Below are 14,813 nucleotides of genomic sequence, written 5' to 3'. Positions count from 1 at the left end.
GTGACGAGCGGATTCTGGGCCGCGTTGCTGTGGTGGCTGCCCGGCCTGCCGGCGCTGGGGGCGGCCGTGCTGCTGCTCGGCGGTCGCCGCACCGACAGGTGGGGACACCTGCTGGCCACCGCGCTGGCCGGCCTCGCCGCCGTCGCCGCGCTCGCCTCGGTGACTGCGATGATCGGCCGCGACGAGACCGCGCGCACGGTCACCTCCACCGGCTGGCAGGTGATCGAGGCCGGGGACTTCCGCGTCGACGCCGCGTTGCGCCTGGACCAGCTGTCGGTGTGCTTCGTGCTGCTGATCACCGTGGTGGGCACCCTGATCCACGTCTACTCCATCGGCTACATGGCCCACGACGGCGACCGTCGCCGCTTCTTCGCGTACCTCAACCTCTTCCTGGCCGCCATGCTGGTGCTGGTGCTGGCCGACGGCTACCTGGGCATCTACCTGGGCTGGGAGGGCGTCGGCCTGGCGTCGTACCTGCTGATCGGCTTCTGGCAGCACAAACCGTCGGCGGCCACCGCGGCCAAGAAGGCCTTCGTGGTCAACCGCGTCGGCGACTTCGGCTTCGTCATCGCCCTGATGATCATGTTCGCGACCGTCGGCTCGGTGGGCTTCGGCGACGTCTTCGGCGCCGTCGACACCGCGACCGAGTCCACCCTCACCTGGATCTGTCTGCTGCTGCTGTTGGCGGCGTGCGCCAAATCCGCGCAGGTGCCCCTGCAGGCGTGGCTGCTGGACGCGATGGAGGGCCCCACCCCGGTGTCGGCGCTGATCCACGCGGCCACCATGGTCACCGCGGGCGTCTACCTGATCACCCGGTCGGCCCCGCTTTTCGACGCGGCGCCGGGGGCGCAGACCGCCGTGCTCGTCGTCGGCGCGGTGACCCTGCTGTTCGGTGCGATCATCGGGTGCGCCAAGGACGACATCAAGAAGGCCCTCGCCGCCTCCACCATGAGTCAGATCGGCTACATGGTGCTCGCCGCCGGGCTCGGGCCCGCGGGCTACGCGCTGGCCATCGCCCACCTCCTCGGCCACGGCTTCTTCAAGGCCGGCCTGTTCCTCGGCGCCGGATCGGTGATGCATGCGATGGACGACGAGACCGACATGCGCCGCTACGGCGGACTGGCCCGGCTCATGCCCGTCACGTTCGTGACCTTCGGTTTCGGTTACCTCGCGCTCATCGGCATTCCCCCGTTCTCCGGGTTCTTCACCAAGGACGGCATCATCGAGACAGCACTCGCGGCCGGAGGGGTCCGCGGGACGCTGCTCTTCGTGGTGACCGTCCTCGGTGCGGGCCTGACCGCGTACTACATGACGCGGGTGATGGCGATGACCTTCTTCGGCGAGCGCAGGTGGGCCGAGCCGCCCGCCGACACACAGTCCGCAGCACCGGAGCCGGTCGAGGCACCGGCGGTGATGACGGTGCCGATGATCGTGCTCGCGGTCGGGTCGTTGCTGCTGGGCGGTTTCCTGGTGATCGGCGGCACCCTGGCCGACTGGTTGGCACCGGTCGTCGGGGCTCCCGAACATCACGACGGTCCGCTGTCGGCCGCGGCCGTGACGGCCATCGTGCTGGTGGTGGTCGCGATCGGCATCGCGCTGGCGTGGCGCCGGTACGGTACGCGACCGGTGCCGGTGGTAGCCCCGACCGAGGTCGGTGTGCTCACCGTCGCCGCCCGCCGCGACCTGTACGGCGATGCCTTCAACGAGGGCGTCTTCGAGGCGCCGGGCCGGGCGCTCACCGCGGCCGCCGTCCTGGTGGAGGACCGCGCGGTGGCGCGCATCCCGGAGGGGCTGGGTGCGGGCGTGACCGGGCTGTCCCGGCTCAGCCGCGGCCTGCAAACCGGATTCGTCCGCTCCTACGCGGCGTCGATCCTGGTCGGCACCCTGGTGATCGGCGTGCTGACCTGGGTGGTGAGCGCACTGTGACGATGCCCTGGCTCACCGTGCTGTGGTTGATTCCGGCCGTCGCCTCCGTGGCGGCGGTGCTGCTGCCCGCGAGTGCCACCGAGGGGGTCAAACGACTGGGGGTGGGTGCGGCGCTGGTGACCGCGGGCTGGGCCGTGGGTCTCGCGGTGGCCTTCGACGCCGACGGCGGCCGGTTCCAGCTGACCGAGGACGTCAGTTGGATCCCGGCGATCGGCGCGCGCTACTCGCTGGCCCTCGACGGCATCGGGTTGGCGCTGATTCTGCTCACCGCCTGCCTGACGCCCTTGCTGCTGCTGGCCGGCTGGCACGACGGCGGCCGCTCCACCCGCAGCGTGCACGCCTACGTCGCCCTGCTCCTCGCCGTCGAGTCGATGGTCCTGATGAGTTTCGTGGCCACCGATCTGCTGCTGTTCTACCTGGTCTTCGAGGCCATGCTGATCCCGATGTACTTCCTCATCGGCGGCTTCGGGACCGACCGTCCGCATCGCGGGCCGGGCGGTCCGTCGGACACCTTCGGTTCGCGCGCCGCCGTGCGCTTCCTGCTGTACAACCTGCTCGGCGGCCTGGTCATGCTGGCCGCGCTCATCGGCCTGTACGTGGTCTCCGCCCGCAGCGGCGACGGCACGTTCTCGTTCACCGCGCTGCAGGCACTCGCCGCCGGCGAGGGCCTCGACGCGTCGTCGAGCACGCTGAACTGGCTGTTCCTCGGTTTCCTGTTCGCCTTCGCCGTCAAGGCGCCGCTGTGGCCGGTGCACGGTTGGCTGCCCGACGCCGCGGTGGCGGCCACCCCCGCGAGCGCGGTGATGATGATGGCGGTGATGGACAAGGTCGGCACCTTCGCGATGCTGCGCTTCTGCCTCGGGCTGTTCCCGGAATCGGCGGCGACCTTCGCCCCGCTGGTCTCGACGCTCGCGGTGATCTCGATCCTGTACGGCGCGGTGCTGGCCATCGGCCAGAGCGACCTCATGCGGCTGATCGCGTACACGTCCATCTCGCACTTCGGGTTCATCGTGCTCGGCATCTTCGCGCTCACCAGTCAGGGCCAGAGCGGTTCGACCCTGTACATGGTCAACCACGGCATCTCCACAGCCGCGTTGTTCCTGGTCGCCGGGTTCCTGGTGACCCAGCGCGGCAGTCGGCTCATCGGCGACTACGGAGGCGTCGCGAAGGTGGCGCCGGTGTTGGCCGGCACCTTCCTGGTGGCCGGTCTGGCCACCCTGTCCCTCCCGGGGCTGGCCCCGTTCGTCAGCGAATTCCTGGTCCTGATCGGCACCTACCTGCGCTACCCGGCCGCCGCGATCCTCGCCGCCCTGGCCCTGGTGCTGTCGGCGCTGTACATCCTGTGGACCTACCAGCGCGTGTTCGGTGGTCCGGTCCGCCAACCCGGCCCGCTGCGCGACCTGACGTTGCGGCAGAAGTCGGTGGTGGCCCCGCTGGTGGCGGCGCTGCTGGTCCTGGGCTTCTTCCCCGGCCTGGTCTTGGACTTCGTGAACCCGGCGGTCGCGGCCACCATCAGTACGGAGGTCCAGCGATGACCACCCTCGTCCTCGCCGTCGCGCCGCCGAGCATCGACTACTTCCGGTTGTCCCCCATGCTGATCGTCTTCGGGGCGGCGGTGCTCGGCGTCCTGGTCGAGGCCTTCGTCCGCGACGTCGCGGTCCGCTATCGCGTGCAGCTGGCCACCGGACTCGTCGGGGTTCTCGCGGCGTTCGCCCTGACCGTCGCGGTGGCCGTGGCCGACGGCGCACGGTCGCGGGCCACCATGGCCGGCGCGGTGATCATCGACGGCCCCGCACTGTTCCTGCAGGGCACGATTCTGCTGGTCGCAGCCGCGTCGGTGGCCTTCATGGGCGAACGCCGACTCGACCGGGTGTGGGCGACGGCGCAGGTGCAGTCGGCCGCCGGCGCCCGGATCGCGGTCGGTGGCGGTCCCGGCGCGGACGTCGGCTCCGGGGCCGACGACACCGACGATCGCGCGCTGCCCGCCGACGCCTTCACCCCCGCGGCGGCCACCATGCCCGGGTCGGTCGACGAACTGCTCGCCGGGCGCAGCCGCTGGTTCACCACGGAGGTGTATCCGCTCACGCTGTTCGCCGTCGGCGGCATGATGCTCTTCGGCGCCGCCGGCGACCTGCTGACGATGTTCATCGCCCTCGAAGTGCTGTCGCTGCCGCTGTATCTGCTGTGCGCCCTCTCCCGGCGCCGTCGGCTGCTGTCCCAGGAGGCCTCGCTAAAGTACTTCCTGCTGGGCGCGTTCGCGTCGGCGATCTTCCTGTTCGGCACCGCCTTCGCGTACGGGGCCACCGGTTCGCTGTCCCTGCACGAGATCGGGCGGTCCATCGCCGACGGCACCGCCGACCGCACCCTCGCGCTGATCGCGGTGGTGTTGGTGGTGGTCGGGCTGCTGTTCAAGGTCGGTGCCGTCCCGTTCGGGTCGTGGGTGCCCGACGTCTACCAGGGGGCGCCCACCCCGGTGACGGCGCTGATGGCCTCGGCCACCAAGGTCGCGGCCTTCGGCGCGCTCCTGCGGGTGCTGCACGTGGCCTTCCCCGGGCTGGAGAACGACTGGCGGCCGGCCCTGTGGGCGGTGGCCATCGCCACCATGGTGCTCGCCACGATCATGGCGGTGACCCAGCAGGACATCAAACGGATGCTGGCCTATTCGTCGGTCAGCCACGTGGGCTTCGCGCTGGTAGGCGCCATCACCCTCACCGACGACGGCGTGAGCAGCACCCTGTTCTACATCGCCGCGTACGCCTTCGCGGCGTTCGGGGCGTTCGCCCTGCTGGCGGTGGTGCGCGACGAGACCGGCCGGGAGGAATCGGCGCTGGATGCCTGGGCCGGGCTGGGCCGACGACGTCCCGTGGTGGGCCTGCTGATGTCGCTGCTGCTGCTGTCGTTCGCGGGCATTCCGCTCACCAGCGGCTTCCTCGGCAAGTTCGTGGTCTTCGCTGCCGCAGGCGCCACCGGGGCCTGGGCCCTGGTGATCGTCGGCGTGCTGTGCAGCGCGATCGCCGCCTACTTCTATGTGCGGGTGATCGTGTCGATGTTCTTCGCCCCGGCGCGCCCGGATGCGCCCGGGGTGCTGACGCCGAGCCCGTTGACCACGGTGCCGATCGCACTGTGCGTCGCGGTCACCGTGGTCCTCGGTGTCTTCCCCCAGCCGGTGCTCGACTTGGCCGCCGCGGCCTCGTCGTTCCTGACCTGAACCCACTCAGAACGGCGGCTCGTCGCAGGCGTCGTACTCGTCGTCGACGGCGGGTTCGGGTTCGGGCTCCGGGAGTTGTTCGGGTAGCTCGGACAGCTCGGCGAGGCGACGATCGTGGTTGGCCCTGCGTTCGGCGCGACGCCGGGCATGCTTGGCTGCGGTCCGCGTGCGGGCGCGCTGCGGACCTTCTGCGACGGTGCCGCTCGCGATTCCGGTCGCGTGTTGTCCGGCGAGTTGGTGCGTGCAGCGCAGGTCGGCCAGCCTCGGGATCAGCCACTGATTCGGCGCGAGCACCTCTACCGTCTGTCCCATCGGGGTGGTGACGCTGGAGTGATAGCGCCCGCTGGAGTCGATCCACAGGTCGTCGACGAAGCCCTCCAGATTTGTTTTCACCAAATGGTGATAGCGGCACTTGGGCAACAGGTTGCAAACGCAGGTGGGCCCGCCGAGGTCGGGTCGGACGTTGTCGAACTCGGCCACGTGGTCCAGATCGCAGGCGAACGCCGCGCGCTCGCAACCCGGGATCGAGCAGGTGCCCCACAGGAAGCGCGCGATGAGGTCGGTCAGCAGATTCGGGCGGTACGGGTCGCTCGGCAACGAGGTCTTGGCGATCACCGCGGCCGGTTCACCGCCGTTTTCGGTCTCGGGCCGTGAGTCATCGCCCCGGCGCTCGTCCGGGGTTTCGGAGCGGGGTGCTCGTCGATGCAGCGCCGCCTCATCGGGATGCTCGTGCGCACTGCGACCGTCGGCAGGGCTGGCTTCGAGCAGGTCATCGAGGCGGTGCTGGTGGATGACGGCGTCGCCACGGTTCGCGATCTCTCGCACATGCTCCGCCGAGATCGGGCCGTGCCCGTCGAGGTATCCGCACTTATCGCCACCTTCCAGCGTGGTCGCGTCGCAGAGCACGTGGACGACGATGCGGGCCGCACGTGCGTCCAACTCGACGTCGCTGATTGCCGCGGTGCAGCCCTCGCTATCGCAGGCGCACGTGAACTGCTTGCGTTGCAGGAGCGCGATGGCCGCGTCCGAGCGGGCTTGAGTCTTGGTGCGCGGATCTGCGGGGCAGCGACCGGCGATCACCGCGTCGAGCATCTGCCGTGCGAGGCGGACGTCCTCGGCGGTGGCGGTGAGGAACAGCTGCGCCATGCCCGCTTCAAGGGCCTGGTGGCCGAGGCTGCGGCCGTCTTTGGCGCCCTCGCGTTCGCGGCGCGCGGCATCGGGATCCTGTTCGGCGACATGGCGGCGGGCCATTGCGCCGGTCTTAGTGACCGAGATGCAGGTGTAGCCGCGCTGGGCACCCAGGATTTCGGCGGCGATCAGGGCGTCGATCTTGGCCATGATGTCTTCGTCGACGACGAGTCGGGTTTCATGGGCGATCCGATGGAAGCGGTCGCGGTCGATCAGGCCCAGGCGCATGGTCGCGTAGACGCGCGGCAACCGATCACGAGCGTCGAACGCGTCCAGGAGCAGGACACGAGCGGCGTACTCGGTACTTTCCAGACTCATCTGCAGCTCCAGCGCGGTCTGGGATTCCAGATCCAGGATCGACTTCTGGGTCGCCACCACATTGGTGCTGGAGGCGCGGACGCGGGAATGCATGGACAACGCGAACTGAAAGAGCTGCCAATCCAGGAAGCAGTGCCCGTTCTTGGTCGCGGCGATCGCGCCGACGACGCACGCGGTGGGCAGGTTCGCGAGGTCGGTGCCGGGACCGGGGAGGCCGCAGCCGGTCAGGTCGGCGTCGGGCCACATCGACGCGGTTCGCTGCGTCATGGCTACTCACCTCCCCAAGCGAGTCATCACACCTTTTCCTAGTTCTGGTGTTCTAGAAACATGGTATGCCCAGCCTCCGACAGATTCGGCGCCTGAACTCGACCTGTTCACAAGCCCGATGCACGTCGCCTACGGCGCGGACACCGACACACCCGCTTCGTCCTCGGCGCGCTCCTCACCGCGGGGTCGGCGCGCGGCGATCGGATCGGGAATCACCACTTCCTCGATCACCGTGCTCGGCGGCTTGAGCCGGTCGATGAGCACCACCAGGAGCAAGGCGATCAGACCCCAGATCCCGAGGACCAGGAGATTGCCACCCACCGTGTCGCCGTGGAAATACAACACCGATCGCACGGCCTCGACCGCTGCGGACATCGGCAGCACGCCGTAAAGCGACTGGAAAGCCTGCGGCACCATGTAGATCGAGATCGCACCGTTGGACGCCGGCATTCCCAGGAACATCAGGATTCCGACGATGGGGATGATCGAGAACATGCCCAACAGTCGCTCGAACACGGCGGCGACCATGGCCACGCAGGCGATCGCCACCATGCCGATTCCGAAGAGCGGCCAGAACCGGCCCTCGACCGCGCCGGTGATCGGTGCCGCGATCAGCCAGACGAGCAGGGACATGAAGGCCGAGTAGACCACGGTGAGCGGGAGCAGGACCCGCAGCGGTCGGGTGGTCGGGGCAGAGTTCGCGCCGACCACGATCATCATGAACCCGGCGAGGATCCAGCCCATCGCGATGTACATGCTGGCGATGCCGTTGCTGTCGCGGTCGGGCAAGGGGGCAACGTCGTCGACGGCCAATGGGACACCCATTTGGTCGGCCACCTTGGCGAAGACGCTGGACAGCAGCGTCTGCGCCGAAGACCCGGCGGCCTCGTTGGTGATCAGCGTCGCCGTCTGCCGTTCGGCGGAGGGAAGCAGGAATGCTGCGGCGACGTCGCGGTCCTCGACCTGGCTCCGGGCCTGCTCCTCGGCGTCCACGATGGTCAGGTCGAAGGAGCCGCCCATCTGCCGACCCAGTTGCTGCACCGTCTGCGCCGCGCCCTGACCGACGACGGCCACCGGCATGTCCTTGGGCGACGGGCTGCCCATGGCGCCGAGCATCGCCGAGATCATCATCGCGACCATCAGCAGGGGGAAGACGACGAGCGACACGTATCGCCAGACCGGGTTCTTGGGGCGGGGTCCGCCGTGGAGTGACGGCATGTTGATGGTGATGGGCTTGGGATTCGGGTTGCGATGACGCTTGATGGCGTCGACCCCGAGGGTCAGCAGCAGGCCCGCGGCGGCGCCGATCGCGAGCACCAGGATGTGGGGCCAGACCCCGGCACCGTTGAAGTAGAGCACCGAGCGCATGGCCTCGCCGACGGCGGGCACCGGTAAGAACTCGTGGAGATACCGATAGAAGGTGGGCATCGAATACACCGATACGCCCATGTTGGAAGCGGGCACTCCCAAGACCATGATGAACAGCAGGCCCACCACCACGGCCATCGCGCCGAAGATCCGGGTGAAGAACAGTTGCACCGCGCCGATGGCGAAGACCACCAGCCACGCGATCGCGAGCACCGATCCGGCGTGGCCGGACGGCAAGACACCCAGAATCGGGCCGGAGACCAACCAGACGAGCCCAGCCATGACGGCCGCCCAGCCCGCCAGGAGCGGGACGATGCGCCGGAAGCGGAGCAGTTCCGGCGAATTGCTGACCAGGAAGCTGAACGGTAGGTACCCGGCCATGGCGAGGGCCGTCGCCAAGAACATCGCCCCCATGCCCGCCATATCGCTGTCCGGCAGCGGCATCAGGTCTTCCGTCGTGACGTCGAGGCCGAGACCCACCGCGGTGGGCGTCACCAGCTGGGTCACCACCGACGACTGGGAGCTTCCGGCCGCCGTGGCGGAATACACCACTGCGGACCCGGCGTCGGCGTCGACGTCGACGGCCGCCGCGACGTCACGGTCGACGACGAGTCGAGTCGCCTCGCCTGCGTCGGCGACGACGCGCACGTCGGTACTGTCGGGCTGCTCGTTCCCCAGGGCTTCGGCGAAGGCGGCCGCCCCCGAGCCGGCCACGGCGATGGGCATGTCCCGCGGCTGCGGTGAGGTCATCGCACCGAGGTAGCCGGTGATCATCATGCCGACGAAAATGAGCGGCATGATGAAGATCGCCGCGACACGACCGATCTTCTCGGCCTTCGCACGCTTGGCCGCGGCAGCCGCCGACGCCTCGGCGTCGACGACGGCCGCGTCCGCGGAACCCGGGCCGTCGGCCACGGATTCCTCTGCGGCGTCTCGTTCGGCATCAATCATGGGTCGAGTGCTCCTTTGGTAGCTCTGAACCTTGGCTAATTTACGCCATGTGTCTTAAAATAGTCTGAGTAGGAGGTTGTGATGACGAGTCGAAGCGAAAAGGCCAGGCAGGCGTTGATGGATGCGGCCGAGGAACTCTATGCGCTACACGGCGTCGAGGCGGTCTCCAATCGCGCGATCACCGAGCGCGCGGGGTCGGCCAATCATTCCGCCGTCGCGTACCACTTCGGGACGAGAGACGGGCTGATCAGCGCCCTGTTGCGCCGCCACATGGACGAGGTGGGGCCGCTGCGCACGGCCCGGATCGAGCGCCTCGACGATGCCACCGACCTCCGGGCACTGATCGCCTGCTGGGTGCTTCCGCACGTCCACGTACTGCGCAGCACGCCGGCGCCCGCGTGGCGCGCACGGTTCTTGTTTCAGCTGCGGACGCTGCCGTCGGCCGACACCCTGACCCGAGAGGCCATGGCCGACGCCGACGACCCCGAGGCCCTCACCGCACGCATGTCCGCGACCCTCGGCGACCTGCCGCGCGGGATCCTGCACGCGCGAGCGCAGATCGCGGCCGGGGTGCTCCTGGGCGTGTGCGCCGAGTTCGAGCGCCTCGTCGCGCTCGGCGACCAGGAGGGATCCTGGGAGGAGGTCGGCGTCTTCCTGATCGACGCGATCGCCGGCATGATCGCGGCGCCGGTGTCACCGGGCGGGCATTACGATCCCCCGCGGTCTCCCCTGGGCATCTGATCCGCCGCCGGGTGCGCGAACGCCGCGGGTTCGGNGCGGGCAATATGCCCGCGGACCCCCCGATTCTCGACACTTTCTAGCCGAACCGCGTCGAACCGACCTCGGAATGCCGCTCGATGCGGCCATCACGCCGCCGCCACCGACCTGGTGGCCGGGTGTGACTAGCGCCAGCCCAGCGCCGGTGCCACGTGGGTCAGGATCGACTCGATCACGTGGGCGTTGTACTCCACACCCAACTGGTTCGGCACCGTCAGCAGCAGCGTGTCGGCCGCGGCGATCGCCTCGTCCGCGCGCAACTGCTCGATCAGCACGTCGGGTTCGGCCGCATACGACTTGCCGAAGCGGGCCACGTCGCCCTCGATGCGTCCCACCTGGTCCCGGTCGTCGCCGCGACCACCGAAGTAGGCACGATCCCTGTCGTCGACCAGCGCGAAGATGCTGCGACTGACCGACACCCGCGGCTCGAACCCGTGGTCGTGCTTGGCCCACTCGTCCCGGAAGAGCTGGATCTGCTCGGCCTGCAGCTGGTGGAAGGGCACGCCGGTGTCCTCAGTCAGCAGGGTCGACGACATCATGTTCATCCCCTGCTCCGCGGTCCACACCGCCGTCGCGCGCGAACCCGATCCCCACCAGATCCGCTCCCGCAGACCCTCCGAATACGGCTCGACGCGGAGCAGCCCGGGCGGATTGGGGAACATCGGCCGGGGGTTGGGCTGGGCGAACTGACGCCCGGACACCACATCCAGGAAGACGGCGGTGTGCTGGCGCGCCAGGTCCGCGTCGGTCTCCCCCTCACCCGGAACGTACCCGAAGTACTTGTAGCCCTCGATCACCTGCTCGGGCGATCCCCGCGAGATGCCCAGCTGCAGCCGCCCGCCGGAGATCAGGTCCGTCGCGCCCGCATCCTCGGCCATGTACAGCGGGTTCTCGTAACGCATGTCGATCACGCCGGTGCCGATCTCGATCCGAGAGGTCTTGGCGCCGATCGCCGCCAGCAGCGGGAACGGCGAGCCCAGCTGCCGGGCGAAGTGATGCACGCGGAAGTAGGCGCCGTCTGCGCCCAGCTCCTCGGCGGCCACCGCCAGGTCGATCGACTGCAACAGCGTGTCCGCGGCAGTGCGCGTGTGCGAACCCGGCGACTGCGACCAGTGCCCGAACGACAGAAAGCCAATCTTCTTCATGCCTTCACCAACCGAACCGCAGTCCGCTTATATTCCCGGGCGGTCCACACGGGCGGAACTATTCAGCCACCGCTGTATATTCAGTGAATGCTGACCATTTCTTCGCGGCTCGACGTGATGAACCGCCTGGGGCGGGCGATGGCCGATCCGACGCGTTCGCGGATCCTGATGACACTGCTCGACGGTCCGAGCTACCCGGCGATCCTGTCTCGAGACCTGGGGCTGACCCGCTCGAACGTGTCCAACCATCTGACCTGCCTGCGCGACTGCGGGATCGTGCTTGCCGAGCCCGAAGGACGCCAGACCCGGTATGAGATCGCCGACCCGCACCTCGCGGCGGCGCTCCTCGCCCTGGTCGACGTGACGCTGGCGGTGGATGAGCAGGCGCCGTGCCTCGACGTTTCCTGCACCGTGCCCGGCTGCTGTCCCACCGGAGCCGTCGAGTGAGCACGGCATGCGGATGCGAGCCCGCCGCTGCGGTCGAGACCGCGGGAGCGGCCCGCCCGTGGTGGCGAGACCCCGGGATCATGCTCCCGGTGCTCTCCGGTGCCGCCTTCCTCACCGGACTGATCCTGACCTGGACCGGTGCCGCTACTCCGGCACTGGTGCTGTTCTGGATCGGCCTGCTCGTCGGGGCCTCGACGTTCACCCCGGGCGCGATCGGCAGGCTGCTGCAGGGCAAGCTCGGCATCGGGCTGCTGATGACGATCAGTGCGATCGGCGCGGTGATCCTCGGCTATGTCGAAGAGGCCGCGGCACTGGCGTTCCTGTACTCGATCGCCGAGGCACTGGAAGACCGGGCGATGGATCGCGCCCGCGGCGGGCTGCGCGCGCTGCTCAAGCTGGTCCCGGAGACCGCGACCATCCGCCGCGACCACGGTTCGGCCGAGGTCGCGGTGAAGGATCTCGGCGTCGGCCAACGCCTGCTGGTCCGGCCCGGTGAGCGGATAGCCACCGACGGAATCGTGCGAGCCGGCCGTTCCAGCCTGGACACCTCCGCGATCACCGGCGAGTCGATCCCGGTCGAGGTGGAGCCGGGCACCGCGGTCTCGGCCGGCGCGATCAACACCACGGGCGCGCTGGAGGTGGAGACGACGGCGGCCGGGATCGACAATTCGCTGACCACCATCGTCGAACTGGTGGAGCGAGCCCAGAACGAGAAGGGCGAGCGCGCTCGCCTCGCGGACCGTATCGCCCGCCCGTTGGTCCCCGGCGTACTGATCCTCGCCCTCCTCGTCGCGGTCATCGGCTCGTGGTTCGGAGACCCGGACCTGTGGATCACTCGTGCCCTCGTCGTCCTGGTCGCGGCGTCGCCGTGCGCGTTGGCGATCTCGGTGCCGCTGACCGTGGTGGCCGCGATCGGATCGGCCAGCGAGTTCGGCGTGATCATCAAGTCCGGTGCGGCATTCGAGCGATTCGGCCTGGTGCGCCACGTCGCCGTCGACAAGACCGGCACCCTCACTCGCAACAGGCCCGCCGTGGCCGCCGTCCTGACCGCCGGAGACGTCTCCCGGGCGCAGGCGCTGGAGTGGGCGGCCGCACTGGAGCAGCACAGCTCCCACCCCCTCGCCGCAGCGATCCTCGACGCGGCCCCGTCCACCCCCGCTGCCGAGCAGGTCACCGAGCTTCCGGGACACGGCCTCGAGGGCGTCGTCGACGGCGCGCGGATCACCGTCGGCAGTCCCCGCTGGTTCGATCCGGGGACACTCGGGAACCGCGTGGCCGACCTGGAGCACGAGGGCATGACCGTCGTGATCGTCCATCGCCACGGCCTGCCGGTGGCCGCGATCGGCGTCCGCGACGAACTGCGACCGGAAGTCCCCGACGTGGTCCGCACGCTCGCCGAGCGGGGCATCGGGATGACGATGCTGACCGGCGACAACGCGCGGACGGCCCGCACCCTCGCTTCCCAGGCCGGGATCGGCGACGTCCGCTCCCAGCTGCGCCCCGAAGACAAGGCCGCTGCCATCGGAGAACTCGCCGCGCACGGATCGGTGGCGATGATCGGCGACGGCATCAACGATGCGCCGGCCCTGGCCGCGGCGGACGTCGGCATAGCGATGGGGGCGACCGGTTCGGACGCCGCCATCGAGTCCGCCGACATCGCCTTCACCGGACACGACCTGCGTCTACTCCCCCGAGCGTTCGACCACGCCCGTCGCGCACGACGCATCATTCACCAGAACATCGTCCTGTCGTTGCTGATCATCACGATCTTGCTGCCGCTCGCACTGTTCGGCGTCCTGGGCCTGGCCGCCGTGGTGCTGGTGCACGAGGTCGCCGAGGTGATCGTCATCCTCAACGCCCTCCGCGCCGCCCGCACGAGCTGACAAGGCGGGTCGCCCGGCCGCACCGATCCGCTATCTGCCCAGGTAGAGCGCCGCCGCGTTGTTCCAGAAGACGTCCTCGAGCACCTCGGCCGGAACCGACCGGGCCACGAGCGCAAGATCGTCGTCGCGGAACGGCCGGCGCGCCCGGGTCGACGGCAGGTCGGTGCCCACCATCAGTGCGGTCGGGTCCACCGCCACCACCGCCGCGATCACCGAGGCGGGGTCGAGGTCGACGCGGCCGAAGCCGGTGGCCTTGACCTTGACGCCCCGCTCCACCAGGGACAGCAGCCGGGGCACCCCGTCGGCGTGCATGCCGAGGTGATCGACGACGGCCGCGGGCAGCGCCGCGATGCGGGCGGCCAGCGCGTCGTCGACGGTGGATGCGTCGACGTAGAACTCGGTGTGCCAACCGGCGAGGTGGTGGACGCGGCGGGCCAGCAGCTCCAGGTCGTCGAGGTCCGCCGATCCCCCGCGCACCAGGTTGAATCGCACCGCGCGCACCCCGGCCTCGTGCAGTTCCCGGATTCGCGCATCGTCGGTGTCCGCGGGCAACTGGGTGACCCCGACGTAGTTCGGCCCGAGTTCGCCGAGGGCATCGACGAGATAGCCCTGGTCGAAAGCCTGGAACGATCCGGAGACGACCGCACCGCCGACCACTCCCAGCCCGTCTACACGCGCCCGATAGTCGGCGATCGTGAACTCGTCGGGCAGGTACCCGTGGTTCGCCACCAGCGGATACGCCGAATCGATGATGTGCAGGTGCGCGTCGAACAGCCGCGGCGCCGGGTTCACTCCGGCCCCGCCCCGGAGACCGCCACGCGCCCCTGGTTCACCACCTCGTCCGCGCCGAGCGGGCGCACGTGCGACCACTGCTCGGTGAAACGGCACACCGACATCAGCCACCGCCCGTCCACGCGCACGTACTCGTCGTCGTACTCGCCGACGGCCAGGGTCTCGGTCCGCGCCTGCACGTTGAGCTGGCGGAACTGCAGCGACCATCGGCCCCGCGCGGAGTCCGGGCCGGTGATCTCGATGACCGGATGCGTGCCGTGGTGCATGTCGAGGACTACGTAGCGGCCGCCGACCTGCGCACACGCGAACCGGCGGAAGATCTCCACCATCGGGGCCGCATCGTCGAAGGAACCCATCCGGCCGTAATCGATCACCGCCCCATCTGACACGAAGCAGGCGGAGAATCCATCGGGATCCTTGCCGTCACAGGCCCGCCAGTACCGGTACTTCAGGGCCTTGATCTGCTCGGCGGCCTCAAGATCGGCGACACGCCGCACGATGGATTCGGTCACGACCGCAGGGTATCGCCCGGGCCAACGGCCC

At 69.4% G+C, this 14,813-nt stretch carries 11 protein-coding genes; 6 read left to right on the top strand and 5 right to left on the bottom strand.

The window, feature by feature from the left end:
* From nuoL to nuoN, 3 genes are read left to right on the top strand one after another with little or no spacing between them, the layout of a single operon-like run.
* Positions 1-1,926, top strand: a complete 1,926-nt coding sequence (gene nuoL / locus ACFFJD_RS13860) for an NADH-quinone oxidoreductase subunit L (RefSeq protein WP_382365128.1) — start codon at positions 1-3, stop codon at positions 1,924-1,926.
* 2 nt (positions 1,927-1,928) lie between these two features.
* Entirely contained in the window at positions 1,929-3,461 is a 1,533-nt protein-coding gene (locus tag ACFFJD_RS13855) for an NADH-quinone oxidoreductase subunit M (protein WP_382365168.1), read from the top strand.
* Complete coding sequence (nuoN, locus tag ACFFJD_RS13850; RefSeq protein WP_382365126.1) at positions 3,458-5,134, top strand: NADH-quinone oxidoreductase subunit NuoN; 1,677 nt, start codon at positions 3,458-3,460, stop codon at positions 5,132-5,134. The genes ACFFJD_RS13855 and nuoN overlap by 4 nt, the downstream gene beginning before the upstream one ends.
* 6 nt (positions 5,135-5,140) lie before the next feature.
* Here nuoN and ACFFJD_RS13845 read toward each other — a convergent pair whose 3' ends face one another.
* On the bottom strand, positions 5,141-6,907 hold the full coding sequence (locus tag ACFFJD_RS13845) for an HNH endonuclease signature motif containing protein (protein WP_382365124.1): 1,767 nt from the start codon (positions 6,905-6,907) through the stop codon (positions 5,141-5,143).
* A gap of 129 nt (positions 6,908-7,036) precedes the next feature.
* Positions 7,037-9,226 carry an ABC transporter permease gene (locus ACFFJD_RS13840; protein ID WP_382365122.1) on the bottom strand — a complete coding sequence of 730 codons (2,190 nt, stop codon included), beginning with the start codon at positions 9,224-9,226 and terminating at the stop codon, positions 7,037-7,039.
* Positions 9,227-9,307: 81 nt separating this feature from the next.
* Here ACFFJD_RS13840 and ACFFJD_RS13835 point away from each other — a divergent pair, with 81 nt between their 5' ends.
* Positions 9,308-9,967, top strand: a complete 660-nt coding sequence (locus ACFFJD_RS13835) for a TetR/AcrR family transcriptional regulator (RefSeq protein ID WP_382365120.1) — start codon at positions 9,308-9,310, stop codon at positions 9,965-9,967.
* Between the two features lie 161 nt (positions 9,968-10,128).
* Here the strand turns inward: ACFFJD_RS13835 and ACFFJD_RS13830 are convergent, their stop codons facing one another.
* Positions 10,129-11,148 (bottom strand): LLM class flavin-dependent oxidoreductase, encoded by a 1,020-nt coding sequence (locus tag ACFFJD_RS13830; protein ID WP_382365117.1) that lies wholly within the window; start codon positions 11,146-11,148, stop codon positions 10,129-10,131.
* 87 nt (positions 11,149-11,235) lie between these two features.
* On the opposite strand from ACFFJD_RS13830, the gene cmtR reads away from it, so the two are divergent.
* A complete protein-coding gene (gene cmtR / locus ACFFJD_RS13825; protein WP_382365115.1) occupies positions 11,236-11,595 on the top strand; it encodes a Cd(II)/Pb(II)-sensing metalloregulatory transcriptional regulator CmtR in 360 nt (119 codons plus the stop codon).
* Entirely contained in the window at positions 11,592-13,478 is a 1,887-nt protein-coding gene (locus tag ACFFJD_RS13820; protein ID WP_382365113.1) for a heavy metal translocating P-type ATPase, read from the top strand. The genes cmtR and ACFFJD_RS13820 overlap by 4 nt, the downstream gene beginning before the upstream one ends.
* A gap of 30 nt (positions 13,479-13,508) precedes the next feature.
* Here the strand turns inward: ACFFJD_RS13820 and ACFFJD_RS13815 are convergent, their stop codons facing one another.
* On the bottom strand, positions 13,509-14,270 hold the full coding sequence (locus ACFFJD_RS13815; RefSeq protein WP_382365111.1) for an amidohydrolase family protein: 762 nt from the start codon (positions 14,268-14,270) through the stop codon (positions 13,509-13,511).
* Positions 14,267-14,782, bottom strand: coding sequence for a nuclear transport factor 2 family protein (locus ACFFJD_RS13810; protein ID WP_382365109.1), 516 nt, complete (start codon positions 14,780-14,782; stop codon positions 14,267-14,269). Before ACFFJD_RS13810 ends, ACFFJD_RS13815 begins: the two co-directional genes overlap by 4 nt.
* Positions 14,783-14,813 lie beyond the last annotated feature (31 nt).

Origin of the sequence: Gordonia phosphorivorans (assembly GCF_042432625.1) — a bacterium.
GTDB lineage: Bacteria > Actinomycetota > Actinomycetes > Mycobacteriales > Mycobacteriaceae > Gordonia > Gordonia phosphorivorans.
Note: the sequence above shows the minus strand (reverse complement) of the source record. Positions and strands in the feature narration are given on the sequence as shown.